The sequence below is a fragment of the Archangium sp. genome (assembly GCF_045802675.1).
Taxonomy (GTDB): domain Bacteria; phylum Myxococcota; class Myxococcia; order Myxococcales; family Myxococcaceae; genus Archangium.
Genome location: NZ_JBJMQO010000026.1, coordinates 276,474 through 302,528 on the forward strand (window position 1 = coordinate 276,474; position 26,055 = coordinate 302,528).

The following is a 26,055-nucleotide window of genomic DNA, read 5'->3' on the forward strand; positions in this document are numbered from 1 at the left end:
TATTGACGCCTCACCCGCCCAGGAGCCGGGCTTCAGTCTTCTACTGATGGGATGAGGCCCTGCTGCTCGGCGTAACGCCTCGCGTCCGTCACGTAGTAGAGGATGCGTTCGGACTCGGGGAAGGCCTTCAACGCCCTTTCCCCTAGACGGAGGGCCTGTGACAGCGACTCGGTGGTGCGCTGGTCGGTCCAGTACCGGATCATCCCCGCCCACGAGTATTCGAGTGTCTCCTGTGCCTTCGCCGCTCCCTCCTGGTAGAGCACGAACGCGTCCTCGGGGGCGTTGCGGAGGTCGTCCAGGAAATACCCGAGCTCCACCAGCGAGGGCGCGCTCCTCTCCGAGCTCTGTACGGCCTGCTCCAGCAATCGTTGGGCTTCCGCGAACGACTCCTGGGCGTCCACGTTGGGTTGATCGATGAGCTGAAGCAGTCGGGCGAGTCTCAGGAGATTGGGGGTGAACGCGGGGCAGGCCGCGAGCAGCTCATGGTGGAGCCGAAGCTGCTCGGGATTGTTCTTGTCGGGCTCTCCCGCCTTTCGTGCCGCCTGGAGCATCGCCGTCAATTCGTCGAGACTGGGATGCGCCACGGTTCACCTCACCTTGTCCATCAAGCGATCCGGGTTCTCGAGCAGCTTCTTGGCCATTCTCAACTGCGCTTCCGTTGCCAGGCTGAAGTCGCCCGAGTCCAGCATCCGCTTGATCTGGAACAGGGTGTAGTCCTTGAGCTGCGAGGGGAAGTCCGGAGCGCGCTGAAGTCTCGCGGGCAGCTCGCCCAACTTCGTGTTCAGCTGGGCGATTCGTTCCAACAACCGGGCCGCCTGGGGCTGGGAGAGGAGCCCCGATTCCGTGCCATCCGCGATCAGGGCCTCCGCCTGGGCGAATTCCCCATTGGCGATGAGCACCGAAATGCGCGAGGAGAGGGTGCTGCCCTTGACGCGCACACCCTCCTCCCCGGTATCGAAGCCGGGCCCGCCGCGCTCCTGCGAGGCAGGATCGGAGGTCTCTCGGACAGCAACCGAGCGATCGTGACTGCACCCCATGCTGAACAGGATGGAGCCGACGAGCAATAAGACCCTGATGCACATGCCTCCCCCTCTTTCAGGTAGACCCTGATGATAGGAGGGAAGCCTTGTGGCGGGTGAGGCCCCGCCGGACTCGAGTCAGTCCGTATAGGCGAACGCCTTCCACTCCGAGCCTTCCTGCCGGTAGAGGATGACCGCCGCGTGCCCCGAGAGGTTGGCCACGGCGGCGTACACCTCGGTGCCGCGCGCGGGCGCGATGGCGCCGAGCCGGGCAGGGGGCTTGCCGTACTTCTTCTCCATCTCCGCGTAGGGCAGGACCTCGATGTCGTAGAGCGTGACCAGGTCCGTCCGCTTGTTGCGCAGCTGCTTCACCCACGTCACCACCAGCGACTCGGGCGCGTCGAACCTCCGCTCCTCGAGCTGGAAGGGGAACGAGAGCATCGGCACGCTGCCTCGCACGTCACCGGTGAGCAGATAGCTGAGCAGGTAGCGGGCCTCGTCGCGCACCCGGTCCGCGGGGCTGCCGGGCTGGGGAGGGACGATCTGCGCGTTCGTGTTGCGCATGCGTTCATCGAGGGGGAGCTCGGGCACCGCGGGGGCCTGGGCTTCGGGGGCGGGTGCCTCGGCCGGGGCCTCCTGCTTCGCGCGGCGGCGGGACGGCTTCTCGGCGGGCGCCGCGTCTCCGGCGGGGGCCTGCTCGGCGGTTGGAGCAGCGGCGGGGGCCGGCTCGGCCGCTGGAGCGGCGGGAGCTTCCTGGGCCTCCTGGGCGAAGGCGGGAGACGCGGCGGTGAGGAGCAGAGCCAGGGACCAACGACGCATGAAACCTCCGGAAAACCGAGCGCAGCCTAGCAGAGCGCCCGGCTGCCTGGGACCGACCCTCTCTGCCGCCGGGCAGGCGCGTTTTCCGACTCTCCGGCTACCGCTTTCACACGGTTGATGCAAGCCGGGGCGAACGTTGCTATTGGCCCCCCCTCGATGCCAAAGCGAAGCGATATCCGGAAGGTTCTCGTCATCGGCTCTGGCCCGATCGTCATCGGGCAGGCGGTCGAGTTCGACTACTCTGGGACCCAGGCCATCAAGGCCCTGCGTGAAGAGGGCGTGGAGGTCGTCCTCCTCAACAGCAACCCGGCAACCGTCATGACGGACCCGGAGTTCGCTCACCGCACGTACATCGAGCCCATCACCGTCGAGGTCGCCGAGCGCATCATCGCCCAGGAGCGCCCCGACTCTGTCCTGCCCACCATGGGCGGCCAGACGGCGCTCAACCTCGCCAAGGCGCTCGCCGAGCAGGGCATCCTCGAGAAGTACGGGGTGCGGCTCATCGGCGCCTCGCTCGAGGCCATCAACAAGGCCGAGGACCGGCTCCTCTTCAAGCAGGCCATGGAGCGCATCGGCGTGGCGCTGCCCAGGAGCGGCTACGCCACCACCATCCAGGAGGCCCTCGCCCTGGCGGACGACATCGGCTTCCCCGCCATCATCCGCCCCTCCTTCACCCTGGGCGGCACCGGCGGCGGCATCGCCTACAACCGCGAGGAGTACGAGGCCATCTGCCGCTCGGGCCTCAAGGCCAGCCCCAACTCCACCATCCTCGTCGAGGAGAGCGTGCTCGGCTGGAAGGAGTACGAGCTGGAGGTGGTGCGCGACTCGGCGGACAACGTCATCATCGTCTGCTCCATCGAGAACCTGGACCCCATGGGCGTGCACACCGGTGACTCCATCACCGTGGCCCCGGCCCAGACGCTCACCGACCGCGAGTACCAGCGGCTGCGCGAGGCCTCGCTGCGCATCATCCGCGAAATCGGCGTCGACACGGGCGGCTCCAACATCCAGTTCGGCGTCAACCCACAGGATGGGCGCATCGTCGTCATCGAGATGAACCCGCGCGTGTCGCGCTCCAGCGCGCTGGCCTCGAAGGCCACGGGCTACCCCATCGCGAAGATCGCCGCGAAGCTGGCCCTGGGCTACACGCTGGACGAGCTGCGCAACGACATCACCCGCGACACCCCGGCCTCCTTCGAGCCCACGCTCGACTACGTCGTGGTGAAGGTGCCGCGCTTCAACTTCGAGAAGTTCCCCCACGCCAACCGCACCCTCGGCACCAGCATGCGCGCGGTGGGCGAGGTGATGGCCATCGGCCGCACCTTCCGCGAGGCCTACCTCAAGGCGATGCGCTCGATGGAGTCCGGCCGCACTGGCCTGGAGCCGCCCGAGCTGCCCGAGGAGAAGGAGGAGCGCCGCAAGGTGCTGCGCGACTTCGTGCGCGTGCCTCGTCCCGAGCGGCCCAGCTACGTGGCCCAGGCCTTCCGCGAGGGCATGAGCGTGGAGGAGGTCCACGAGCTGTCGGCCATCGACCCGTGGTTCCTGCGTCACATCCAGGGCTTGGTGCAGGAGTCGCGGCAGCTCCAGGAGTTCGGCACGCTGGACAAGGTGCCGGACGAGGTGCTGCGCGCGGCGAAGGCGGACGGGTTCGCGGACAAGTACCTGGCGCAGCTGCTCGGCTGCACCGAGGCCGAGGTGCGGACGCGCCGGCACTCGAAGGGCATCCGCCCCGTGTACAAGCGCGTGGACACCTGCGCCGCCGAGTTCGAGGCGTACACGCCCTACCTCTACTCCACGTACGAGGAGGAGGACGAGGCGCCGCCCACCTCACGCCAGAAGGTGCTCATCCTGGGCAGTGGCCCCATCCGGATCGGCCAGGGCATCGAGTTCGACTACTGCTGCGTGCACGCGGCCTTCGCGCTGCGCGAGGCCGGGTACGAGACGGTGATGGTCAACTGCAACCCGGAGACGGTGTCTACCGACTACGACACGTCGGACCGCCTGTACTTCGAGCCGCTGACGATCGAGGACGTGCTCGAGGTGTCGCAGCGCGAGAAGCCGGTGGGCGCCATCGTGCAGTTCGGCGGGCAGACGCCGCTGCGCCTGTCCGTGCCGCTGGAGAAGGCCGGGCTGCCGATTCTCGGTACGCCGCCGGACGCCATCGACCGCGCCGAGGACCGCGAGCGCTTCGCGCAGCTGATCGAGAAGCTAGGGCTGAATCAGCCGGAGAACGGCGTGGCGCGCAGCCACGAGGAGGCCTACCGCGTGGCCGAGCGCATCGGCTATCCGGTGATGGTGCGGCCCTCGTACGTGCTGGGCGGCCGGGCGATGGAGGTCGTCTACGATCAGCAGAGCCTGGAGCGCTACATGCGCGAGGCGGTGAGCGCGTCGCCGGAGCACCCGGTGCTGATCGACCGCTTCCTCAAGGACGCCATCGAGGTGGACCTGGACCTGGTGGCGGACAAGACGGGCGCGGTGCTGGTGGGCGGCGTGCTGGAGCACGTGGAGGAGGCGGGGGTGCACTCGGGTGACGCGGCGTGCACGCTCCCGCCGCACTCGCTGTCGCCGGACCTGGTGGAGCGCATGAAGGATCAGGCCATTGCCCTGGCGAAGGAGCTGGGCGTGGTGGGCCTGATGAACGTGCAGTTCGCCATCCAGGGCAAGGCCATCTACGTGCTCGAGGTGAACCCGCGCGCGAGCCGCACGGTGCCGTTCATCTCGAAGGCCACGGGCGTGGCGCTGGCGAAGATCGCCTCGCTGTGCATGGTGGGCAAGACGCTGGCGGAGCTGGGCGCGACGCAGGAGCCCGAGTTCAAGCACGTGGCGGTGAAGGAGTCGGTGTTCCCGTTCGCGCGCTTCGCCGGGGTGGACGTCATCCTCGGGCCCGAGATGAAGTCCACGGGCGAGGTGATGGGGATCGCGGCTGACTTCCCGTCGGCCTTCGCCAAGAGCCAGCAGGCGGCGGGCGTGAAGCTGCCGAGGGGCGGCAAGGTCTTCATCTCGGTAAAGAACGACGACAAGCCGGCGGTGGTGGACCTGGCGCGGCGGCTGAGGGCGCTGGGGTTCAAGCTGGTGACCACGAGCGGCACGCACCAGTACCTGGTGACCAAGGGCATCGAGACGGACAAGGTGCTCAAGGTGACCGAGGGCCGGCCGCACATCGTGGACAAGATCGTCGACGGGCAGATCGTGCTGGTGATCAACACGACGTTCGGCAAGCAGGAGATCGCGGACAGCTTCTCCATCCGCCGCGAGGCGCTGATGCACGGCGTGCCGTACTACACGACGGTGCAGGCGGCGCGCATGGTGGTGAGCGCGCTGGAGGCGCTGCTGAGCAAGGAGCAGACGGTGCGCCCGCTCCAGGACTACCTGGCGAAGAAGTAGTCGAAGGAAACCCAACCCGGAGCCCTCTCCCTCTCCCACCGGGAGAGGGATACGTTGAGTTTTGTTGAAAGAGCCAGTGATTCAAGCGGGTTAGGCCCTATTGCGAATTGTTTGAGCCTGCCCCGATTCCGTGGCTCTCCCGCACTTCGTGTGGTTCAGCGGCGGCGAGTAGGTGAAGCTTCATTCGCGCAGCCCATCAACACGTGCCCAAGATTCACACAAACTGCTGGAGAGCTACGTAACCGAGGCAAGCCCACTCAGAGCCGCCCCTGCGACAGAGTGTAGCAGAGGGGGTTCAGCTAGGTGTAGCGTGCCGACACTCCAGAAGGTAAGACCGAACCTAGGTTCAGCCCGCCTCGCCGAGTTCAACGACCCAATGGACGGATGCGACATATATCCGGAGCGCAGCGCCTCTCGCTGGTCTTCGCCCGGTGAAGGCACGATGTCGGCCCGCAGAAGCGCCCCTCTTCATCGGCGGCGGAGGAGCGCGTGAGCAGTGCCGCCTTCAAACGCGCCCTCACCGCCACCGGGTATCTGACCGCTAGCGGCAAACCCGCGCCTGGACTCTTGCGCGCTACCGACCCGGCAGCGGCACGTCTCCGGGTCGTTCTCAAAGACCCGAAGGTCGGCTTGCAGGCCGATGCGGTGTTCACGGCTCAGAGCACGCCCGCCGCCGTCTTCAAGGATTCGGGAGACTGCATCCCGACAGATGAAGATGTGCGGAGGTGGCACGAGGCCGCATGGAACGTTGGCGTTGCGCCGCTTCTGTGGATTGTGACGCCTACCGAAGTCCGGCTCTACGATTGCTATGCGTCACCGCCGAAGAACGGCACCCTGGGAGCGGCCAACCCGCTCGACCGCTTCGAGCTCGATGTCGAAGAGCGCCTCCGCACGCTCGACGCCATGTGCGGTCGCCTTGCGACCGAGACGGGCGCGTTCTGGTCTAGCCCTCTTGGTAGGCACATCGATCGCAGGCATCGCGTAGACCGTGAGCTCCTGAGCGAGATCAACGCCTTGGAGGAAAAGCTGACCGAACTGCCACCGGCTAGGGAAGCCTCGCGAGCCAAGAGCGCCGCCGAAGAGGTCAAGGCGTCGCGGGACTTCGCCCAGCGGCTGATCGGGCGGTGCATCTTTACTTGGTACCTGCTCGACCGGCAGATTGCCCAGCCGTTTCTGCCCAAGACGCTGCGTCACAGCCTCGAGGAGATTTTTGGGACACCTGACCGGGCGTTTCAGCTCTTCGATTGGCTGCGAGGGACCTTCAATGGCGACCTCTTTCCCATGAACGATCCAGGGGCAGAGCGCACCCGCCTGAGCGAAGCCCACCTAGCCCTCATCCAGGCGTTTATTCAGGGCCGCAGCTTGGTCCCCGGCAGTGGTGGCCAGGGGCGGCTGTTCCGGTTCCGGTTCGACGCCATTCCTGTCGACCTGATCAGCTCCATCTACCAGCAGTTCGCGCGCTCAAGTGCCGAGGAGGCGGCGCGCGTCCAGGGGTTGCACTACACGCCGGTCGAGCTCGTCCATCTCACGCTCGACCCGGTCTTCGAGGGCCTGCCCGCATCGGCCCGCGTCATTGATCCGACATGCGGGTCGGGGGCCTTTCTCGTCGAGGCATTCCGGCGTCTGGTGTGGGCGAAGACGAGTGGCAAGGCGGCTTCACGGACTCTTGTCCGCGAGATCCTCTACACCCGCCTCTTCGGCATCGACATCAACCGCTCAGCCCTGGGGATTGCTGCATTTAGCCTGTATCTGGCCGCGCTGGAGCTCGACGAGGAGCCCATCACCGACGTTGCCGACCTGAGGTTCGATCGCCTCATCGGCACCACGCTGTTTGAAGCCGATGCGATTGGGGACACACTCCCAGCGGACGTAACAGCCAAGCCTTTCGAGGCGGTGGTCGGCAACCCGCCTTGGACCTTTGACAGCCGAAACAAAGCCAAGCCGCGCAAGAGCGGCGAGAAGGGAACGCCCCGCCCGCGGCGCAGCCCGGATCAAGCCTTCTTGAATGTCGCCGCCACGTTAGCTGGCGATGCCGGTCGCATAGGCATGGTTATGAAGGCCTCACCCTTCTTCTCCAAGGACAAACACGCCATTGAGGCGCGCAACAGCCTGCTCCAGAGGTTGCGTCCCGCCGCCATCGTCAACCTCTCCGCGCTCAGGAAGGAATCGCTCTTTCCAGATGCGGATGGACCCGCGCTGCTGTTCTTCGCGCGCTGCGCCCTCATGCCGCGCGGAGATCAGGTCCTCGTCGGCTCAGTTCCCTGGACGCCTGACTTCCGACGCAACGGGATCTTCCAAGTGGGCCCTGGTGAGCTGCGCTCCGTGCCGCTGGCGCGCGTGCTCAAGACGCCGGCGGTCTTCAAGGCCGCTACATTTGGCACCCTCCGGGATAGCTGGTTGATCGAGAGACTGGAGCGAGAGTTCTCGACCCTGGAGACTTGGCTGGACAGTGTCGGCATCCTCGCGGAGAAATCCAGAGGACAAGGCTTTCAGGTCCAAGGGGACCTCAACATTCCCCCTAAGGGTTTCTATGAGCTGAAGACCTTGATACCGAAACAATACAGCCCGTTTCGGCTAGTCGAAGACCGGCTGGAGCGCTTCACCCATAAGACACTTCACAGGCCCCGGGAAGAGGGTATTTATGGCGGCCCCTTGCTGGTGTGCCCCAAAGGCAGCTTCAAGCTTGCGGCAGAGAGGGGCCGTTACGGCGCGGCGATCAGCGCCAACGACCTGCTCTACACCGAGAACTTTTACGGCATCTCGTTTGCCAGGAAGCCCTCCGAGTGGCCTTACGTCCTCAGCGGGATTCTCAATTCGAGCCTCACGACCTTTCAGCTGGCGTTTGGCGGTGGAATCTGGGGGCTTGAGCGCCCAACGGTGGAGCCGAAGGATCTCCTCTCACTCCGTGTGCCCGATTTGAGGAAGGTGGATGCCGAGGCACTGCAGCGGGTGCTCCGCGCGGAAGCCCGCGCCGCCAAGGCGCCGAATCCGAAGGCTCTCAGCGAGCTCGACGAGGCGGTTGGCGAGCTCTATGGCTTGGAGCGGGACGAGCTCCTTCTCGCCCTAGAGAGCGTCCAGCGATCCCAGATGCTGGTCTTCGAGGGCCGCGCCCAGAGAGAGGTCTTCGTCAGGCCACCGCAGCGTGAGACGTTGAAGGAATACGCCGCCTCCGTCGTTCAGGTCGTGGATGCCTATCTGCGAGCCAAGGGTGAGAGGCACATGGAGGCGACCATCTACTCGCGACCGCTGATGGCCGCGACCTGGGATGCCCCTTCCGCCGGCCTCACTACAGTCCGCTTCACGATGGTGGCTGGCGCTCCAACCCGCACGCCCGCTGTCAGACTGAGCACGGGTGCAGAACTCGACATGCTCGCGGAACGCCTTCGCGGGAAGCTGGCTGCAGACCTGCCACCTTACCTCAATGAGCGGCGTCAGCTGCGCATCTACCTCCAGCACGACCTCTATGTCGTGAAGCCCAGCGAGGCGCGCTACTGGAGCCGAACCGCGGGCCTCAACGACGCCGATGTCATTCTGGCTGATCACTGGTTGGGAAAGCGGAATGCAGCTCACGCTTGATTTCCCGGAGGGTGTTCCTTCCTTTGACCTGTCTGAGGACGAGGTCGAGACCGTCATTGCCGTTGCGTGCCAGGGCGCGCGCGAGGCCCGTACACACGTCACCCCGGGTCAGCTGGAGGTCCCTATCACCATTATCGTGCGCAAAGCGATGCGCCGAGTGAAGAAGGAACTCGGTCTGACGAACCTCGAAATCCAAGGCGAGCGCGAGTTGGAGAACATGGCCGCCAACGATTCCTCACTTCAGGGGCGGATCGACATCATCCTCAAGTTCCGTCGGCAATTCGGGGACGAAGACGACTACGTCGCCATGGAGTGTAAGCGCGTGGGCGCTGGTGGCGATTACAGCCAGCTCAATGGGCGCTACGTCTCCGAGGGCGTGGCTCGCTTTGTGAGTGAGCAGTACGCGGCTGGCCACGTTTGGGGGTTCATGCTTGGCTATATCCTGGCGCTTCCTGTGGAGAAGGTTGTCAAAACCATCGACACCCGCGTCTGCAAGGACTACGGCGAGGATGCCAAGCTCTCACCCAGGGCATGCCACAAGGACGCGCTGGCAATTCAGGTCGGCCACTTAGTCCAGAAGTCGGGGCACACAATTCGTCTGTGCCACCTATTCGTCGACATGACGCCAGCGGCATAGCGTCTACGCCGCCCCCTTACCCCATGCTGAGATGTGTTGAGAGCGCTCCACCGCGGGACTTGGATTGCCCCGATTACGTGGCTCTCCCGTAATTCGGGTGGTTCAGCGGCGGCGAGTAGGCGAGCTTCATTCGCGCAGCCCATCAAGATGTGCCGTAGATTCACACAAACTGCGGGAAAGCCACAAAATCGGGGCAGGCTCACAACGGCCCGAGCACCCAGAACATGGGGCGCCCGGGCCGTGTGGGGCTCACGCTTCCAGCGTCAGAACGACAGCCGGAAGTGGATGGACTTGGGCCGGGTGAGCTGGTCGAAGCCGAGCGCGCTCAGGCTGTGCCCGCGTCCCGAGTTCTTCACGCCGATCCACGGCAGCGCCGGGTCCACCGAGTCGCACCGGTTCATGTAGACGGTGCCGCACTCGAGCTGGGTGGCGAAGCGGGCCGCGCGCTCGCGGTCCTTCGTCCAGACGCTGGCGGTCAGCCCCAGCGCCGAGTCGTTCATCTTCGCCAGTGCCTCCTCGTCCGAGTCCACCGGGGCAATCGGCAGGATGGGCCCGAAGGACTCTTGCTGCATCAGCCGCATCGAGTGGTCCAGGTCCGCCACCAGCGTGGCCTCGAAGAAGCGGCCCTTGCCGCTCACCTGGATCCGCTTGCCACCGGCCACCACGCGGGCCCCCTTGCGGCGGGCATCCTCCACCAACTGCTCCAGCTCGGCCGGGTGGTTCGGCTGGGCGATGGGCCCCAGCGTCGTGCTGTCGCTCATCGGATCCCCGAGCACGTACCCGCGCACCAGCGTCTCGCAGGCCTCGACGAAGCGCTTGTAGAGCGAGCGGTGCACGTAGACGCGCTCCACCGCGCAGCAGCTCTGGCCGGCGTTGTAGATGGCGCCGTCCACCACGTTCTCCACCGTCTTCTCGAAGTCGCAGTCCGGCGCCACGTAGGCCGGGTCGTTCCCGCCCAGCTCCAGGCCCATGTGCATGAAGCGCCCGGCGCTCGCCTGCACGAGCCTCTGCCCGCCGTACACCGAGCCGGTGAACACCACGTGGTCCACGCGCGAATCACCCATCATGCGCTCGCTCGTGGGGTGGTCGCAGTGCATCGCCTGCACGAGGTGCTTGGGAGCACCGACCTCGGCGAAGGCCCGGGCGAAGTGCTCTCCGCACAGCGGCGAGCGCGGCGAGTGCTTCACCACCACCGCGTTGCCCGCCAGCACCGCCGGCACCACCACGTTCACCGCCGTGAGCAGCGGGTAGTTCCAGGCGGGGAGATCCAACACCACGCCCAGCGGCTCCTTGACGATCCGGCGCTCGAAGCCCGCCTTGTGCGGCAGCACGATGTCCGCCAGCGCCGTGTCAGCGATGGAGATCATGTAGCGGGCACGCTCGGCCATCCCGCGAATCTCTCCGCGCGCCTGCCCGAGTGGCTTGCCCATCATCCGCGAGATGTCCGCGGCGATCTCGTCCGCGCGCGCCTCCATGGCGGCGACCATGCGCTCGCACAGGGCCTTGCGCTCGGAGAGCGGGAGGGCGCGCGCGGCCCGGGCGGCGGCTCGGGCCTGATCGAGAACGGTGTTCACGGTCGCCTCGTCCGCGAGAGGGACGGAGCAGGCGACGTCTCCGGTGTACGGATTGTCGACAGTCAAGGAGGTCATGGTCCGCAAGGTAATGCCGCCAGTCGGATTCGCTCGGAGGCGAGGCCCCTCCCGTTCGGTGTGCAACGGGCCGGCGGGTGCTGGCGCCCGGTGACTCGCGATCCTCGCTCGTGAGGGGCCGTGCACTGTTGGCCAGTCGAATTCCCGAGGAGCCCGAGCCCGTGGGGCCGGGTTGCCCCCTCGGCCGCTCTGTGGACGTTCGCACCGGAGGCGGGCAGGGTGAAGTGCTCCAGCGTCGACACTCGGGGGAGGGGACGGTACGGTGCCGCCATGCGCCGTCTCCCGCTCGCGACGCTCCTGGCAGCCCTCTCCCTGTCGGCCTGTCTCCCTCGTGCGGCCGTGAACCGTCCGCCGCCTCCCACGGTGCTCTCGGTGGCCAACGCGCTCTTCGACTCCGTCGAGGATGAGGGCACCATGGCCAGCGTCTTCATGGTGGACGCGAACACGGGCACGCCGCTCTACGCGCGCCACGAGCGCGTGCGCCTGCTGCCCGCGTCGACGATGAAGGTGGTGTCCACCTCCGCCGCGCTCGCCGCGTTCGGCCCGGACTTCCGCTTCCACACCCCGGTGACGCTCGAGGGCACGCAGCTGGGCAACCTCTACCTCGGAGATCTCGTGGTGGAGGCGTCCGGAGATCCGTCCCTGGGCTCGTGGCGCTTCCCGGAAACCACCATGGCCTGCGAGCAGCTCGCCGAGGCACTCCAGGCGCGCGGCATCCGGCAGTGGGTTGGCGCGGTGCGGGTGAGCAACGCCGACGAGGGGCCCTACGGCCTGTTCGGCCCGGGTTGGGCCTGGGACGACGCGGCCTACGCCTACAGCGCCCCTCCCACGCCCTTCGTCTTCCGCGAGAACGTGGTGGACCTCTCCCTGGAGCGCCCCGAGGGACAGGACTGCAAGTCCCAGCCGCGGCGGCCCATCACGGTGCGCTACACCCCGTCCTTCGACGCGCTGCCGACCGTCGTGTACCTCGACCCGAACGCGCAGAAGCCCGGGCTCTCGTGCATGCGCGAGCGGGGCACCGGGCGCATGCGCTGCGTGTGGCGCTCGAGCGCGGAGCAGTGCCCGCAGAAGGCGTTCATGCGCGTGGCCATCGACGAGCCACAGGCGCTCTTCACCTCGTGCGTGGAGGACGCCCTGGCCGCGCGGGGCATCTGGCGCGTGCCGGTGCCGCCGCAGCTCGCCCCCGTGCCCTCGGCCACCACCAGCGAGCCGCTGCTCGACTTCGTCAGCCCCTCGCTGGCCGAGCTGGTGAAGGTGACGAACAAGGAGTCGCTCAACCTCTACGCGGAGCGGCTCGGGCTGCGCTTCACCCGCGAGCGCACGGGCACCGAGAGCTATCCCGCGCTGCGCGACGCCATGGCGCAGGAGCTCACGCGCCGGGGCATCTCCACGCGCCTGCTGCGGCCGGTGGATGGCAGCGGGCTGTCCCGCTACAACGTGGCCACCGCGCGCGGGCTCGCCGAGGTCATCTACACCAGCCTCAAGGAGCCGTACGCCCCCGCGCTGCTGGAGAGCCTGCCCATCGCTGGAGTGGACGGCACGCTGGCGGGCAGCGCGGTCTCCAACGGCACGCGCGGGCTCATCCGCGCCAAGACGGGGACGCTGTCGGGACAGAAGGCCTATGTGGGCGTCGCCGAGCGCCCCCATGATCCCGAGCACCCGCGCGTCGTCTTCGCGCTGATGCTCGGCAACATCGACGACCAGCCGGCGCTCACGGCGAGCCAGGTGTTCGAGCGCTTCGCCGAGGCCATGGTGTCCCTGCCCCTGCGCTGAGCGTCAACGGCGGGCGCGGAACTCGAGGAGGGCGTCGACGGCGCGGCGGTAACCTCCCGAGGCGCGGACCTCCTGCTGCATCGTCCGCACCTTCTCCCGGAACGCCGGCTCGCTCGCGACCCGGTCCACGGACTGGCGCAGCTGCTCCACCGTGACGGCCTCCTTCTCCAGGGCGAGTCCCACTCCCAGCTCGGAGACGCGCATGGCATTCAGGGGCTGCTCCGCCATCTGCGGAATCACCACCACCGGCACGCCGTAGTGGAAGGACTCCATCAGGCTGTTGGCGCCGCCGTGGGTGACGAAGACCGACGTGCGCTCGAGGACCTCCAGCTGAGGCACCGAGGGACGCACCAGGAAGTTGTCCGGGATGGGCCCCAGCTGCTCCGCGTTCACCGCGTGTCCCGTGGCGAGCACCACGCGCCACGGCGTCCCACCGAAGGCCGCGAAGCACATCCGGTAGAACTCGGGCCAGTTGTTGAAGACCGTCCCCAGCGAGATGTAGAGCGCCGGGCCTCCCTCGAGGTGCGCGAAGGGGAAGTCCCCGGCGTCCCCGCGCGGCTGGATGGACGGGCCCACGAAGACGAAGCGCTCGTCGAAGGTGTCGCCCCCGGGCTGGAACGCGCGCGGCACGCACACCAGGTTCAGTGCCTCCGCATGGCTCATCATCTGCCGCATGTCGATGGGCGGCAGACCGTACTCCTGCATCAGCGCCGCCAGGTCCTTCCCGGCCTGCTCGAACGCTCCCGCGAACTGCGTCATCCGGCTCCGCAAGAAGGCCGCGTACGGACTCGACGGGCCGCCGCTCATCGCCATGGTGGGGCGGAAGATGATCGCGGGGATCCCCAGCAGCTGGGCAATCATCCGCCCCCAGAGGCACATCGGATCATAGAGCACGTAGTCGGGGCGCTCGGCGCGCACGGCCTCCAACACCTGGGGGAGCACGTGGCGGCTCTCGGCCGGCATGCGGGCCGGGAGCATTCCGATGCCTCCCGGCTTCTCCAGCGTGCTGTCGTAGCGGTGGAACCGCGCACCCGCCCGCTCGACCTGGGGCCGGAACGCATCGGTGAGGTAGTACGAGATCTCCTCGCCTCGGTTCACCAGCTCCCGCACCACGGGCAGCGTTGCGTTGACGTGCCCGTGAAGGGGGACGTTGAAGAAGACTCCTCTGGCCATGCGCGACCTCCGTGCCTGATGACCGGTGTCCTATACACCCTGCCGGACACCGGCGCTCGGGCTCAGCTCAGCCGCGCACGCCACAGTGGGGGCCGTTCAGCCCAGGATGAGCTGCTCCAGCAGCGCCTTCTGCACGTGCATGCGGTTCTCCGCCTCGTCCCAGACCGCCGACTGCGGACCATCGACGACTCCGTCGGTGATCTCCTCGCCCCGGTGCGCGGGCAGGCAGTGCAGCACGATGGCGCCCTTGTTCGCCTTCGCCAGCAGCGCCTCGTTCAGCTGGTAGTCGTGCAGGTCCTTCTTGCGCTTCGCCGACTCCTGCTCCTGGCCCATGCTCGTCCACACGTCCGTCACCACCACGTCCGCCCCGCGCACTGCCTCGGTCGCGTCCGCCGTCACGTGCACTCGCGCTCCCGCCTTCGCCAGTGCCTCCGCCGCCGGACGGTAGCCCTCGGGGCAACCCAGCCGTAGGTTGAACCCGAAGATGCCCGTGGCCTCCACGAACGACAGGCCCATGTTGCTCGCGCAGTCGCCCACGAAGGCAATCGTCTTGCCCTTCACCGTCCCCAGCCGCTCCTCCACCGTGAACAGGTCCGTCGCGATCTGCACCGGGTGCCCGCCCTCGCTCAGGCCGTTGATCACCGGCACCCGCGACGCCTTCGCGAACGCGGTCAGCCGATCATCCCCGAACGTGCGGAACATGATGCAGTCCGCGTAGCCCGAGATGACCCGCGCCGTGTCCTCGATCGTCTCGCCGCGGGCGATCTGGCTGCTGCCCGACGTAATCGTCGAGACCGTGCCGCCCAGCTGGTACATGGCCGCCTCGAACGACAGGTGCGTGCGCGTCGAGGCCTTCTCGAACACCAGCACCAGGTGCCGCCCCGCCAGCGACGTCACCACTTCCTTGCGCTTGCGGCTCGCCTTGAGCGCGTGGGCCCGATCGAACATGGCGCGGTACTCGGCCTCGGTACGGTCCGCCAGGGTGAGGAAATCGCGCTTCACAGTGCAGCCTCCTGCAGGGAATCGAAGAGGGCCGCGAGCCTCGGGACGGCATCCGCCATCGTCCGGGCCCGGGCCGCGTGGGACTTCAGCTCGGCAATCTGCTTCTCCACCGACGCCGGTCCGGTGCCTCCGGCGTTGGCCTTGCGCTCCACCGCGCGCCGCGGATCCGCGCTCTTCAGCACCTCGGCGTCGAAGCGCGGGTCCACCGACTGTGCCAGTTCCAGCGTCACCTTGGCCAGCGGCAACCCCTTGTCCTGGCACGCCCGCACCAGCGCTCCCGTCGCCTTGTACGCCGTGCGGAAGGGAATGCCCTTCATCGCCAGCGCCTCGGCCACGTCCGTGGCCTGCATGTAGTCCGACTCCACCGCCGCGAAGCACCGCTCCTTGTCGAAGTGCACCTTGCCCAGCGCCAGGTGCAGCATGGCCAGCACGCTCGTCAGCAGCGGCCCCGTCTCCAGCAGCACCTGCCGGTCCTCCTGCAGGTCCCGGCTGTACCCGCCCGGCAGCCCCTTCACCAGCACCGCCAGCGTGTTGAGGTTGCCCACCGCCCGGCCGGACTTGCCGCGGATGAGCTCGAAGACGTCCGGGTTGCGCTTCTGCGGCATCATGCTCGAGCCGCAGGCGATCTCCCCGTCCAGCTTCACGAAGCCGAACTCGGGCGAGGCGAAGTCGTAGAAGTCCGTGGCCACCCGGCTCGCATGCAGCTGCGAGCGCATGGCCGCGTAGGCGAAGTCCATCGCGAAGTCACGGTCACCCACCGTGTCCAGCCCGTTCATCGTCAGGCGCGGGAAGCGCAGCAGCTCGCGCGTCACCTCGCGATCAATCGGCAGCGACGTGCCGCCAATGGCCCCCACGCCCAGCGGCATCGCGGCCACCTGCTCCAGCACGAAGCCCAGCGCGTCCACGTCCCGGGTGAACATGGCCCCGTAGCCGCACAGCAGGTACGCCAGCGAAATGGGCTGCGCCCGCTGCCGGTGCGTGTACGAGGGGAGGAGCGTCTCGCGCTCGGACTCGGCCCGGGCGGCCAGGCCCTCCAGCAGCGTCGCCAGCACGCCGAGCGCCCCGGCCACCTGCTCGCGCACGTGCAGGCGCAAGTCCAACGCGACCTGATCATTGCGGGAGCGGGCGGTGTGCAGGAGGCCCGCGCGCTCGCCGAGGACGCGGGTGATCTCCGCCTCCACGGCCATGTGCACGTCCTCCTCGTCGGCGAGCACGAGCGTGCCGGCCTGCGAGCCCTTCCAGATGGCCACGAGCTGCTCGCGGATGGCGCGCGCGTCCTCCGAGGGAATGAGGCGGGTGCGCGACAGCATGGTGAGGTGGGCGAGACTGCCCACCAGGTCCTCCTTGAGGAGGGCCTTGTCGAGCGCCAGCGAGCTGGTGAATGCCAGCACCTCGGGGTGGAGGCCGGGCCCACCGGAGGCGGCCGTCTTGGCAATCGTCACGGGGTTTCTTCCTTTCCGAAGAGAGCCTTCAACTTCCTGGACACTGTGCGGGTCGGCTTGCCGCGGGCGGGGGCGACGAAGATGGTGTCATCTCCGGCGATGGTCCCCAGCGTCTCGAGCAGCCGGGCCTGATCGATGGCCGACGCCACCAGGGACGCGGAGCCCGGGCGGGTGCGGACCACCACCAACATCTCATTGTCTTCCACCGAGAGGATCATCTCCCCCAGCTCGCGCAACCGGTCCTCGCTGGTGGGCGGTGGGGCGGTCTCCAGCCCGTAGACCGTGCCGCCCTCGGGCAGCGACACGCGCATGGCACCGAGCTGGGCCAGGTCTCGCGAGAGCGTGGCCTGGGTGACGTCGAAGTCCTCGTCCGCGAGCAGCTGCCCCAGCTCCTCCTGGGTGGACACCTTGCGCGCGCGGATGATGCGGCGGATGGCCTCCTGGCGCGCCGCCTTGTCTCCGTTGTTCCGATGCGGACTCACGTTCGCTCCCCCTGTGCGCGCTCTCAGCGGGTGACGAGCGTCCCGACGCCCTTGTCGGTGAAGAGCTCGGCGATGAGGCTGTGCGGCACGCGCCCGTCGATGACGTGCACGCGCTCCACGCCGCCGTCGAGCGCCTTGAGCGCCATGGTCGCGCGCGTGCGCATGCTGCCGCTGAACGCTCCGGCCGACAGGTGGGCCTGCAGCTGCGCGGAGGTGAGCTCGTTGTAGAGCTCCTCGCCCCGGAGGATGCCCGGCGCGTCGTGCAGGAAGATGAGCTTGTGCGCCTTGAGGGCGTTGGCGATCTCCGCGGCCACCGCGTCCGAGCCGAGGTCGTACGTCTGTCCGTCCTCGCCCAGGCCCATGGGGGAGATGACGGGCACGTAGCCCTGGCCCAGCAGCATCTCGAGGAACTCGTGGTTGACGCGCGTCACCTCGCCCACGTGCTCCTTGGAGCGGCCGTCGTCGCCGGGAATCCGCCGCGCCCGCAGCAGCGCCCCATCCTTGCCGGACAGGCCCACCGCCCGGTCCCCCATGTTGTTGAGGAGGGTGACGAGCTCCGAGTTGACGGAGCCGGAGATGACCATCTCCACCACCTTGAGGCCCGAGTCGTCGGTGATGAGCTCGCCGTCCTGGCGCAGGCCGAGCTTGTCCAGCGTGCGGGTGAGCTCCGGCCCACCGCCGTGGACGATGATGGGCTGGAGGCCCGCCGAGCGCAGCAGCTCGATGTCGCGGCAGAAGGACTGCTTGAGGTTCTCCTTCACCATGGCCGCGCCGCCGTAGCGGATGACGCAGCGCTTGCCGCGGAAGCGGGAGATGTACGAGAGCGCCTCGACGAGCAGCGTCGTCTTGAACGCGGGGCTGTAGTTGGCCAGCCGGTCGTCCCGGCCCACGCCGCCGTCCGGCCTCGGGACGATGAGCGAGGTGTAGTCCGCGTTGATCTTCACGTAGTCGTACGAGAGATCGCACCCCCACGCCACGGACGAGGCCCCGCCCCCGGTGAGGCACACCTCGATACGGACCTCGGGCTCGCGCATGCGCGCCTTGAGGTGGGCGGTGTCATACGGGCGCGGCTCGCGCTCGTAGACGGAGATGCCCTGGATGCGCACGTGCGCCGAGTACGGATCGATGTCATAGCCCTGGGTGCCCGCGCGCGCGCCCACGGTGGCGAGCACCCGGCCCCAGTTGGGGTCCGCTCCGAAGACGGCGGCCTTCACCAGCGTGGAGCCCGCCACGGCACGCGCCAGGTCCTGGGCGATGGCCTGCGTGGGCGCGCCCGTCACCTCGACCTCGAGCAGCTTGGTGGCGCCCTCGCCATCGGCGGCGATGTCCCGCGCCATCTCCAGGCACAGGTCCGAGAGCGTGGCGGTGAAGACGCGCAGCTCCGGCCCCGGGTCCGTGAGGGGCACGTTGCCCGCCCGGCCGTTGGCCAGCGCGTACACGGTGTCGTTGGGGCTCATGTCCCCGTCCACCGTGAGGCTGTTGAAGGTGTTGGACACCGCCTCGCGCAGGGCGGCCGCGAGCGCTCCGGGCTGGATGGCGCAGTCGGTGGTGATGATGGCGATCACCGTCGCCAGGGAGGGGTGCATCATCCCCGAGCCCTTGAAGATGGCGGAGACCGTCACGTTCTGGCCGCCGATGCGCACCGAGCGCCACGTCTGCTTGGCGCGCGTGTCGGTGGTCATGATGGCCTCGGCGGCGGCATCGGGCTCGGGGCGCAGGGCGTCCTTGAGCGGGCCGAGCACCGCCAGCACCTTGGGCACGGGCAGGGGATGGCCGATGACGCCCGTGGAGGCGGAGAGCACGGCGGACGCGGGGATATTCAGGGTACGGCCCAGTTGCTCGCGCACGGTGCGCACGGCCTCGAGTCCGGCGGGGCCGGTGAGGGCGTTGGCGTTGCCCGAGTTGACGACGACGGCCTGGATGCCCGTGGCGGGCAGGCGGGGCTCGGCGTCCTGGACGGGTGCGGCCCGGGCCTTGTTGGCCGTGAAGCAGCCCGCGGCCGAGCAGGGCGTGTCGCTGTAGACGAGCGCCACGTCCTTGCGCTGGGGCTTGATGCCGGCGTGCAGACCGGCGAACGAGAAGCCGAGCGGTACCTTCACGGAGAGAACACCCGCAGGGTGGAGAGACCGAGCGTCTCCTCCCACCCCATCATGAGGTTGAGGTTCTGGACGGCCTGTCCGGCCGCCCCCTTCACCAGGTTGTCGATGGCGGCCGTCACCACGACGCGGCCCGGGTCATAGCCGGAGGTGTCGGCGGCCACGGCCACCGCGCAGCGGTTGGTGCCCACCACGCTCTTGAGGCTCACCGCGTCCGGCGAGGCCTCCACCGTCACGAAGGGGCTGGAGGCATAGGCCTGCTCGAGGGCGGCGCGGGCCTCGGCGGCGGTGGCGCCCGGGCGCAGGCGGCCATAGGCGGTGACGAGGATGCCGCGCTTGAGGGGCAGCAGGTGCGCGGTGAAGGTGAGGGGCACCGTGCGGCCCGCCACGCCCGCGAGCGTCTGGGCGATCTCCGGCGTGTGCTGGTGGCGCAGCACGCGGTAGGCGCGGAAGTCCTCGTCCACCTCGCTGAAGCTCATGTCCTCGGAGGCCTTGCGGCCCGCGCCCGTGGTGCCCGAGGCGGCGTCGAAGATGACCGAGCCCTCGTCCAGCAGCCCGGCCCTCAGCAGCGGCGCCACGGAGAGCGCGCACGCGGTGGCGTAGCAGCCCGGGTTGGCCACGAGCCGCGCGCTGGGAATGCGCTCGCGGAAGAGCTCCGGCAGGCCATAGGCGGCCTGCTCCAGCAGCGCGGGCGCCGAGTGGGTGAAGTTGTAGAAGGCCGGGTAGCTGGCCGTGTCCCGCAGGCGGAAGGCGCCGGAGAGATCGATCACCCGCACGCCGGCCTCCAGCAGCCCGGGCACCATCTGCAGGGAGGACTCGGCGGGCGTGGCGAGGAACACCACTTCGCACTCGCGGGCCAGCTCGGCGCTCTTGTCGAGCGGTGCATAGCGCAGCTGCCCGAGGGGCCCCGCGATGCCCAGACGGCGGCCCACGGCGTCCCCCTGCCACCTGTCGCTGGTCACCAGCCGCAGCTCCACCTTCTCGTGGGCCCCCAGGAGGTGGGTCGCCTCGACGCCGGAGTAGCCGGACGCGCCAATGATGCCGATCGCCGTCTTATGCATGAGTGTGCATGAATATGCGTTGCCCTGCATACAAGCAAGCGGCAAGTGCATATTCCCCCCGCGCCAGGGGGACGTCCGAGCGGTTCCCGATCCTCTCCCGTGCCCATCTGGCGACGGCCGTCCCAGGTGCCGCGCGCCCGCACTCCCCGTACCTTCCCGCGAGGAGGCCGTCCCATGACCGAGAAGGAGCAGCAGGGAGTCCTGGCCCGGAAGCACGAGGGCGAGCTCCAGCAGATCGACTCCCACGTCACCCAGATGGAGGCCCTGTTCCAGCGGCACTCGGCCGAGGCGCTACGGCTCACGCAGGAGGACTTCGAGCTCATGCGCCGCTCGCTGAGTGCCGTCCGGCAGTCACTCTCCGTGCTGATGCACTCCGCCGACGACGGCTGGGACCAGGCCAAGGTCCGCTTCGAGCAGGCCTGGAGCGACTTCCAGGAGCACTCCCGGAAGATGGGCAGCGCCTCCGGCGAGAAGCCTCCGGCGCAGGGGTGAGCGGCTGCACGACGAACCCTAGTGATGAGTGGGGCCCGCGGTGTCGGGCGGGTCCCCCGGGTCGTGCGCCCGGGTCACGGGTTCGAGCGTGTCCTCGGGACGCGGGCCACCGGTGGGCTCTCGAGCGTCGTCCTCGGTCTCGGTGCCCCAGCGCAGGCGCTGCTCCTCCTGGAACTCGCGCAGGTACTCCTGGAGCGCCGCGGCCACCGGCAGGGCAATCACCGCGCCCATGAGCCCCATCAGGGCCGCGCCCATGATGATCACCACCGAGATGAGCAGGGGATTCATCCGGATGGAGTGGCGCTGGACGAGCGGTTGGATGAGGTTGCCCTCCACCTGCTGGTAGACGAGGAAGACGCCCAGGGCGATGAGGGCCCGCTTGAGCCCCACCGTGGTCAGCGTGGTGAAGGAGACCAGCACCGCCATCAGGAGGCTGCCGATGTACGGGATGAGGCCCAGCACCAGGTAGAGGCTCCCGAGCGCCAGGAAGTAGGGGACTCCCAGCAGGAAGGTCCCCAGCGCCGTCACCATGCCGCCCAGCGTGACGGTGAGGAAGGTGCCCGCCAGGTAGCCGCTGACGGCCTTGTGCATGTTCCCCACCAGCCGGCGGATGGGCGGCCGGCGCGAGGGACGCACCCAGCTCAAGGCCTGGGCGTAGAGATCCTTCCCGAAGAGCAGGGCGAAGAGGCTGAGCGTCAGCACCGTGATGAACACCACCACGCCATTCACCGTGGTGGAGACGACGCCCGGCAGCGACGCGGCGACGATGTCCGGGACGTGCGCCAGGGTGGCCTGGACCTTCTGCTCCAGGTCGAAGCGCTGCTCGAGCCACCGGGTGTACTCCCAGGCGCGCACCTGGGCCACGAGGTTGGGCGCGGCCAGGATGAGGCTGCGCGCCTGCTGCACCACCAGCGGCACCAGCGTGGCCCCCATCAGCGCCGCGAGCCCGAACGGGCCCAGGAAGGTCACCAGCACGCTCCAGCCCCGGGGGAGCCCACGCCGCTCGAACCAGCGCACCAGCGGATCCAACGCCAGGGCGACGAGCAGCACCACCGCCAGCAGCACGAAGACGGCGCGCAACTGGATGAGCACCCACGCCAGCAGCAGGAGGGCGAGCGCGTTGAAGCCCACCGTCCAGACGGTGCGAGCGGAAACCTGGGAGCGGCGCGCGTCGTCCATGCGGGGCCTCCTCCGCTCAAGGTAGGCACGCCCCTGCATCGGCTCCGTCCCACTCCAGGAGAGCGGGCCGGCGGGCGGGCCCTCGCGCTCCCGCCGGGTCCTCCGCGCCAGCGCTCAGCGCGTGGGCATGGTGGTGGAGTAGGTGCCGTTCTGGTCCGTCAGCGTCTGCGCGAGCAGCAGGGCGGTCTTCTTGCCCTCCACGTCCACCACGCGGAAGAAGCGGATGGAGGCGTAGGGCGCGGTCGTCTGGGCCAGCCTCCCGCCGCTGAAGCCCACCTCCCCGGTGACGTGGCGGCCCTTGGACAGCGTGAAGGCGGAGAGCTCCAGGGGCAGATCCATGGAGGCGCCATCCTCCTGCGGGCGCACCGTGACGATGCGGCTCACGCGCGGCAGATCCTCGGTGGGGATGAAGTCGAAGCGGTAGCGGCCCGGGTCCAGGGTGATCTCGAACTGGCCCTGGTCATCCGTGAGGCGGGGGGCATCGAAGCTGAACGCGGGCCGGGGCCAGCCGGGCAGCTCCTCGATGGGCTCGGCCACCACCTTCACGCCCGCGGCCGGCACCGAGCCACTGGGCCGCTGCAGGGTGCCGCGCACCTTCATCCGCTCCAGGCACACCACGTCCGGCGTCCGCGTGACGCTGGCGCGGGGCACGGTGACGAACTTCTGCGTGTAGCCCGCGTGGGAGCTCGCCGGAGGAATGACGGAGAGCGTCATCGCGGAGTCGGGGGCGCTCGGAAGGGTGAGGAGCTCGAAGGAGCCGTCCGCCGTGGTGAGCACCTTCTGGCTGCGGTACTGCCCGCTGCCGCCCACCTTGCCCACCAGGTACACCGTGGCCTGCGGCACGGGCTTTCCGTCCTGGCCCAGCACGCGGCCCTGCAAGCGCACGGGATCGCCATAGTCGCCCATGGAGAGCGGCGCCTGGAGGCCCTGGAGCGGGTCCGCCACGGTGAACAGCTTCTGTGGCACCAGGGCGTCCGCGGAGGTGGGCAGCACCTGGAGGACGACCGCGTCCCCCAGGGCGGCCGAGGGCGGGAGTGCCAGATTGAACTGGCCCGTGGCGCGCGTCACCGGGACGCGCTGCGACAGCGGGCGCAGCGCCGCGTCCAGGGCCTGCACCTCCAGGTCGACGTCCAGGGGCATCCCGCTCGGGCCCACCACCCCGCCGGAGAGCCGGACGAGCCGGGAAGGATCGGCCAGGGTGAAGTCCAGGGACACCATGCCGCCCGGCTGCACGTCGCGGTTGTTGAACAGGGGCGGCTGCTGGGCATCGGCGGCGAGCAGCGTCACCGCGTAGCGCCCCGAGGCCACCGGCAGCGAATAGGCACCATCCATGGGCACCAGGGTGCTCTCGTGGCGGCGCACCACGCCGGGGATGAGCAGGCTCTCGCCCGTCATGCGCAGGGTGATGGAGGAGGTGTAGCTGCTGCTGGTCGTAGTCCCCTGCACGAGCACCTGGCCCTGAATCGTGGCCGGGTCGAACAGCTCGATGTTCTGCTGGCTGCGCAGATCGTCCACCCGGAAGTCCTGCGCGTAGAGGCCGCCCTTGGGGTTGGGCACCACCTCCACCACGATGTTCTTCCCGGGGTCTCCGCACCCGTCGGGGAAGCACACCTTGTTGTCGCCGCACTCGTCGTCGCTGCGGCAGCCGAGGAAGGTGTCTCCGGAGTCGCCCGCGGCGCAGCCCGTGACGAGCGCCGCCAGCAGCATCGACGTGGCCAGCCGTCTCATGGGCAGCCTCCGGATTCGGTCCTCACGAACCACGCGTAGGTCGCGGTGTAGCCCGGGTCCCGGTAGTCGGTGCCGTCGTCCGTGTGGATGATGTTCTTCGGCTGCGGCTCGCGGCCCACCAGGGACGAGTCGGTGACGACCACCTCGACGACGTGGTCTCCCGGGACGTTCAGCCGGTTGAGGTCGCTGACCCTCACGTGGAACGAGGCGCGCTCGTCACGCACCGGCTTGTTCCCCTTCGGCTCGATGGAGACCTCGGCGTCGATGCGCGGCTGGCTGGCGTCGTAGTCCACGAACCAGTACGCGACGAGCGTGTCCCCGAGGTCCGGGTCCTCGACGATGACCGAGAACTCCAGCTCGCACAGATCGTTCCCGTAGCCGCGGAGGATGCGCTCGGGGGGCGACACCTGTTGCTCCACGATCCGCAGGGGATGGTTGAGCGGCACGGGGAGCGAGCTGAGGTACTCCTCGTCCTGGGGCAGGATGCATCCCCCCAGGGCCCATGTGCTGATGGCGAGTCCCAACCACTTCATGGCGGGCAGGGGAAGCAATTCGCTGGCCAGTCGGCGGAGGGGGGATTTCATCGTCGGAACGGGGGGTTGGCGGGGGGCCTGGGTGGGGGAGAACGGAAAACCGCGACGGCCCTGTCACAGCAGCTCGTCGTCGCCGTCCTCGCCGGGGGGCATGGGCCCGCCGTTCTTCTCCGCCTCGAGCTTCTCGAAGTGGCGGAAGATCGTCCGTGGGTCCACACCCAGATCCTTGGCCGTCTTGGTCTTGTTGCGGTTGTTCCGCTCGTAGACCTCCTGGATGTACTGCTTCTGCCAGCGCTCGCGCGCCTCGGCGAGCGGCAGCACCGGCTCCAGGTTCTCCGGCCGCAGGTCCAGGTCGTCCGGCCCGAGCAGCGGCTTGTCCGCGAGCACCACCGCCTTCTTGATGCGGTTCTCCAGCTCGCGGATGTTGCCCGGCCAGCCGTACTTCTTCATGGCCACCGTGGCGGACGGCGAGAAGCCCTTGCTCTTCGAGCTGAACTCCTTGGAGTACTTCTGCAGGAAGTATTTGCCGAGCACGAAGAGATCCTCGCCGCGCTCGCGCAGGGGCGGCAGCTTCAGCGTCACCACGTTGAGCCGGTAGTAGAGGTCCTCGCGGAAGGTGCCCTTGCGCACCTCGTCCTCGAGCACGCGGTTGGTGGCCGTCACCACGCGGATGTCCACGGGCTCGCCGCGGTGATCGCCGACCTTGTAGACGATCTTCTCCTGCAGGGCGCGCAGCAGCTTCACCTGGAGCTGGAGCGGCATCTCGCCGATCTCATCCAGGAAGAGCGTGCCGCCGATGGCCGCCTGGAACTTGCCCACCTTGGTGTTGACCGCGCCGGTGAAGGCGCCGCGCACGTGGCCGAACAGCTCGCTCTCCAGGAGGTTCTCCGGGATGGCGCCGCAGTTGATGGTGACGAAGGGCCCCTTCACCCGGGGCGAGTTGCGGTGGAGCTCCCGGGCGATGAGCTCCTTGCCCGTGCCCGTCTCGCCGGTGATGAGCACGGAGATGTCCGTGGGGGCGATCTTGTCGATGCGCTTGTACACGTCGAGCATGCCCTGGCAGGCGCCGACGATTTCCCCGTAGCGCGTGTCGTCCAGGCGCTTGCGCAGCTCGGTGTTGTCCAGCTTCAGGTCGTTGACCAGCAGCGCGTTGTGGATGAGCAGCAGCGCCTGGGCCGCGAAGATGGTGAGCATGTCCAGGCTCTTGGGCTCGAACCGGTTCACCAACCTGTCATTGCCCACGTAGAGCACGCCGAACAGCTCGTCCTTGTGCAGCAGCGGCACGCACATGACGGACAAGAGCTGCAGGTTCACCACGGACTTGCTGGCCTTGAACTCGGGATCGTCCAGGGCCTCGCTGACGATGAGCGGCTTGCGGGTGCGCGCCACCTTCTCGACGATGGAGTCGGACACCCGCTCCTCGGCGTCGATGAGGTTCTCGCGCGTGACGTTGCGCGCCACCTTGATGCGCAGCTCGCCGTTCTCCCGGAGGATGAGGACGCCCTTGTCCGCCCGTGTCACCTCGATGGCCTCGTCCAGGAGGCCCTCGAGCAGCGCGTCCCGGCTGGAGCTGCCCAGCAGCCGCTCGCTGAAGGCGGTGAGGCGGCGCAGCAGCAGCAGCTCGCGGCCCACCACGCCGGGCATGTCCCGGGTGTGCGAGTCCGGATCCGTCGTGCCGTCCGTGGAGTGGGTGACGGCGAGGACGGGAGCCGGCTTCGCGGGCGAGGCGTCCTCGCGGGCGAAGACGAGCTCGGTGCCGCCCACGCGGATGACGTCGGAGGTGGCGAGCACGTGGTTGTCGCGCTTCTTGCCGTTCACCTGGAAGGTCGCGCCCAGGCTGCCGAGCTGGTAGCGCGTGCCATCGAAGAGCAGGTGCAGGGCGCTGTCCGGGACGGAGGCGTCCTCCAGCTGCACGTCGTTGTCGGCCGAGCGGCCGATGCTGGTGATGCGCTTGTGGAGGGGGACCGTGCGGGTCCTGCCGTCGGGGGTGCGGACGGTGAGGCTGGCCAT

19 protein-coding genes are annotated in these 26,055 nt (G+C 68.5%); 5 read left to right on the top strand and 14 right to left on the bottom strand.

All coding sequences use genetic code 11. From position 1 onward, the window contains the following. Positions 1-32 precede the first annotated feature (32 nt). The 3 genes from ACJ8AN_RS08030 to ACJ8AN_RS08040 form a co-directional block, all read right to left on the bottom strand. Positions 33-584, bottom strand: a complete 552-nt coding sequence (locus tag ACJ8AN_RS08030; RefSeq protein ID WP_407754658.1) for a hypothetical protein — start codon at positions 582-584, stop codon at positions 33-35. 3 nt (positions 585-587) lie between these two features. Next, complete coding sequence (locus tag ACJ8AN_RS08035; protein ID WP_407754659.1) at positions 588-1,082, bottom strand: hypothetical protein; 495 nt, start codon at positions 1,080-1,082, stop codon at positions 588-590. Between the two features lie 75 nt (positions 1,083-1,157). Continuing rightward, complete coding sequence (locus tag ACJ8AN_RS08040) at positions 1,158-1,838, bottom strand: hypothetical protein (RefSeq protein ID WP_407754660.1); 681 nt, start codon at positions 1,836-1,838, stop codon at positions 1,158-1,160. A gap of 156 nt (positions 1,839-1,994) precedes the next feature. Here ACJ8AN_RS08040 and carB point away from each other — a divergent pair, with 156 nt between their 5' ends. From carB to ACJ8AN_RS08055, 3 genes are all read left to right on the top strand, one after another. Continuing rightward, complete coding sequence (gene carB / locus ACJ8AN_RS08045) at positions 1,995-5,222, top strand: carbamoyl-phosphate synthase large subunit (RefSeq protein ID WP_407754661.1); 3,228 nt, start codon at positions 1,995-1,997, stop codon at positions 5,220-5,222. 489 nt (positions 5,223-5,711) lie between these two features. Beyond that, complete coding sequence (locus ACJ8AN_RS08050) at positions 5,712-8,798, top strand: class I SAM-dependent DNA methyltransferase (RefSeq protein WP_407754662.1); 3,087 nt, start codon at positions 5,712-5,714, stop codon at positions 8,796-8,798. After that, positions 8,782-9,435 carry a hypothetical protein gene (locus tag ACJ8AN_RS08055; protein ID WP_407754663.1) on the top strand — a complete coding sequence of 218 codons (654 nt, stop codon included), beginning with the start codon at positions 8,782-8,784 and terminating at the stop codon, positions 9,433-9,435. Before ACJ8AN_RS08050 ends, ACJ8AN_RS08055 begins: the two co-directional genes overlap by 17 nt. Before the next feature lie 263 nt (positions 9,436-9,698). Here ACJ8AN_RS08055 and ACJ8AN_RS08060 read toward each other — a convergent pair whose 3' ends face one another. Then, positions 9,699-11,084, bottom strand: a complete 1,386-nt coding sequence (locus tag ACJ8AN_RS08060) for an aldehyde dehydrogenase family protein (RefSeq protein ID WP_407754664.1) — start codon at positions 11,082-11,084, stop codon at positions 9,699-9,701. 270 nt (positions 11,085-11,354) lie between these two features. Between ACJ8AN_RS08060 and dacB the strand changes: the two genes are divergently transcribed. Next, a complete protein-coding gene (gene dacB, locus ACJ8AN_RS08065) occupies positions 11,355-12,857 on the top strand; it encodes a D-alanyl-D-alanine carboxypeptidase/D-alanyl-D-alanine-endopeptidase (RefSeq protein WP_407754665.1) in 1,503 nt (500 codons plus the stop codon). Between the two features lie 3 nt (positions 12,858-12,860). Here dacB and ACJ8AN_RS08070 read toward each other — a convergent pair whose 3' ends face one another. The 6 genes from ACJ8AN_RS08070 to argC all read right to left on the bottom strand — a co-directional run bounded on the left by ACJ8AN_RS08070 (position 12,861) and on the right by argC (position 20,113). After that, complete coding sequence (locus tag ACJ8AN_RS08070) at positions 12,861-14,030, bottom strand: macrolide family glycosyltransferase (RefSeq protein WP_407754666.1); 1,170 nt, start codon at positions 14,028-14,030, stop codon at positions 12,861-12,863. Positions 14,031-14,126: 96 nt separating this feature from the next. After that, positions 14,127-15,032, bottom strand: a complete 906-nt coding sequence (gene argF / locus ACJ8AN_RS08075; RefSeq protein ID WP_407754667.1) for an ornithine carbamoyltransferase — start codon at positions 15,030-15,032, stop codon at positions 14,127-14,129. Next, a complete protein-coding gene (argH, locus tag ACJ8AN_RS08080; protein ID WP_407754668.1) occupies positions 15,029-16,474 on the bottom strand; it encodes an argininosuccinate lyase in 1,446 nt (481 codons plus the stop codon). Before argH ends, argF begins: the two co-directional genes overlap by 4 nt. Then, positions 16,471-16,956 carry an arginine repressor gene (gene argR, locus ACJ8AN_RS08085; protein ID WP_407754669.1) on the bottom strand — a complete coding sequence of 162 codons (486 nt, stop codon included), beginning with the start codon at positions 16,954-16,956 and terminating at the stop codon, positions 16,471-16,473. Before argR ends, argH begins: the two co-directional genes overlap by 4 nt. 23 nt (positions 16,957-16,979) lie before the next feature. Further along, positions 16,980-19,055 carry a bifunctional glutamate N-acetyltransferase/amino-acid acetyltransferase ArgJ gene (argJ, locus tag ACJ8AN_RS08090; protein WP_407754670.1) on the bottom strand — a complete coding sequence of 692 codons (2,076 nt, stop codon included), beginning with the start codon at positions 19,053-19,055 and terminating at the stop codon, positions 16,980-16,982. Further along, positions 19,052-20,113 carry an N-acetyl-gamma-glutamyl-phosphate reductase gene (gene argC / locus ACJ8AN_RS08095; RefSeq protein WP_407754671.1) on the bottom strand — a complete coding sequence of 354 codons (1,062 nt, stop codon included), beginning with the start codon at positions 20,111-20,113 and terminating at the stop codon, positions 19,052-19,054. The genes argJ and argC overlap by 4 nt, the downstream gene beginning before the upstream one ends. Before the next feature lie 174 nt (positions 20,114-20,287). On the opposite strand from argC, the gene ACJ8AN_RS08100 reads away from it, so the two are divergent. Beyond that, positions 20,288-20,605, top strand: a complete 318-nt coding sequence (locus ACJ8AN_RS08100; protein ID WP_407754672.1) for a hypothetical protein — start codon at positions 20,288-20,290, stop codon at positions 20,603-20,605. Positions 20,606-20,623: 18 nt separating this feature from the next. On the opposite strand, the gene ACJ8AN_RS08105 is transcribed toward ACJ8AN_RS08100, so the two are convergent. The 4 genes from ACJ8AN_RS08105 to ACJ8AN_RS08120 all read right to left on the bottom strand — a co-directional run bounded on the left by ACJ8AN_RS08105 (position 20,624) and on the right by ACJ8AN_RS08120 (position 26,055). Then, a complete protein-coding gene (locus tag ACJ8AN_RS08105) occupies positions 20,624-21,784 on the bottom strand; it encodes an AI-2E family transporter (RefSeq protein ID WP_407754673.1) in 1,161 nt (386 codons plus the stop codon). A gap of 114 nt (positions 21,785-21,898) precedes the next feature. After that, a complete protein-coding gene (locus ACJ8AN_RS08110; RefSeq protein ID WP_407754674.1) occupies positions 21,899-23,512 on the bottom strand; it encodes a carboxypeptidase-like regulatory domain-containing protein in 1,614 nt (537 codons plus the stop codon). After that, a complete protein-coding gene (locus ACJ8AN_RS08115) occupies positions 23,509-24,096 on the bottom strand; it encodes a hypothetical protein (RefSeq protein ID WP_407754675.1) in 588 nt (195 codons plus the stop codon). The genes ACJ8AN_RS08110 and ACJ8AN_RS08115 overlap by 4 nt, the downstream gene beginning before the upstream one ends. Positions 24,097-24,159: 63 nt before the next feature. After that, the gene (locus tag ACJ8AN_RS08120) at positions 24,160-26,055 is read right to left on the bottom strand and encodes a sigma 54-interacting transcriptional regulator (protein WP_407754676.1); all 1,896 of its coding nucleotides are present in this window, start codon (positions 26,053-26,055) and stop codon (positions 24,160-24,162) included.

Bases quoted from the DNA above. Each gene is read 5' to 3' on its own strand.
- ACJ8AN_RS08070 (WP_407754666.1), bottom strand. From the start codon at position 14,030: ATGGCCAGAGGAGTCTTCTTCAACGTCCCCCTTCACGGGCACGTCAAC.
- ACJ8AN_RS08060 (WP_407754664.1), bottom strand. From the start codon at position 11,084: ATGACCTCCTTGACTGTCGACAATCCGTACACCGGAGACGTCGCCTGC.
- ACJ8AN_RS08110 (WP_407754674.1), bottom strand. From the start codon at position 23,512: ATGAGACGGCTGGCCACGTCGATGCTGCTGGCGGCGCTCGTCACGGGC.
- ACJ8AN_RS08035 (WP_407754659.1), bottom strand. From the start codon at position 1,082: ATGTGCATCAGGGTCTTATTGCTCGTCGGCTCCATCCTGTTCAGCATG.
- argC (WP_407754671.1), bottom strand. From the start codon at position 20,113: ATGCATAAGACGGCGATCGGCATCATTGGCGCGTCCGGCTACTCCGGC.
- ACJ8AN_RS08040 (WP_407754660.1), bottom strand. From the start codon at position 1,838: ATGCGTCGTTGGTCCCTGGCTCTGCTCCTCACCGCCGCGTCTCCCGCC.
- ACJ8AN_RS08100 (WP_407754672.1), top strand. From the start codon at position 20,288: ATGACCGAGAAGGAGCAGCAGGGAGTCCTGGCCCGGAAGCACGAGGGC.
- carB (WP_407754661.1), top strand. From the start codon at position 1,995: ATGCCAAAGCGAAGCGATATCCGGAAGGTTCTCGTCATCGGCTCTGGC.
- dacB (WP_407754665.1), top strand. From the start codon at position 11,355: ATGCGCCGTCTCCCGCTCGCGACGCTCCTGGCAGCCCTCTCCCTGTCG.
- ACJ8AN_RS08055 (WP_407754663.1), top strand. From the start codon at position 8,782: ATGCAGCTCACGCTTGATTTCCCGGAGGGTGTTCCTTCCTTTGACCTG.
- ACJ8AN_RS08105 (WP_407754673.1), bottom strand. From the start codon at position 21,784: ATGGACGACGCGCGCCGCTCCCAGGTTTCCGCTCGCACCGTCTGGACG.
- ACJ8AN_RS08120 (WP_407754676.1), bottom strand. From the start codon at position 26,055: ATGGCCAGCCTCACCGTCCGCACCCCCGACGGCAGGACCCGCACGGTC.
- ACJ8AN_RS08115 (WP_407754675.1), bottom strand. From the start codon at position 24,096: ATGAAATCCCCCCTCCGCCGACTGGCCAGCGAATTGCTTCCCCTGCCC.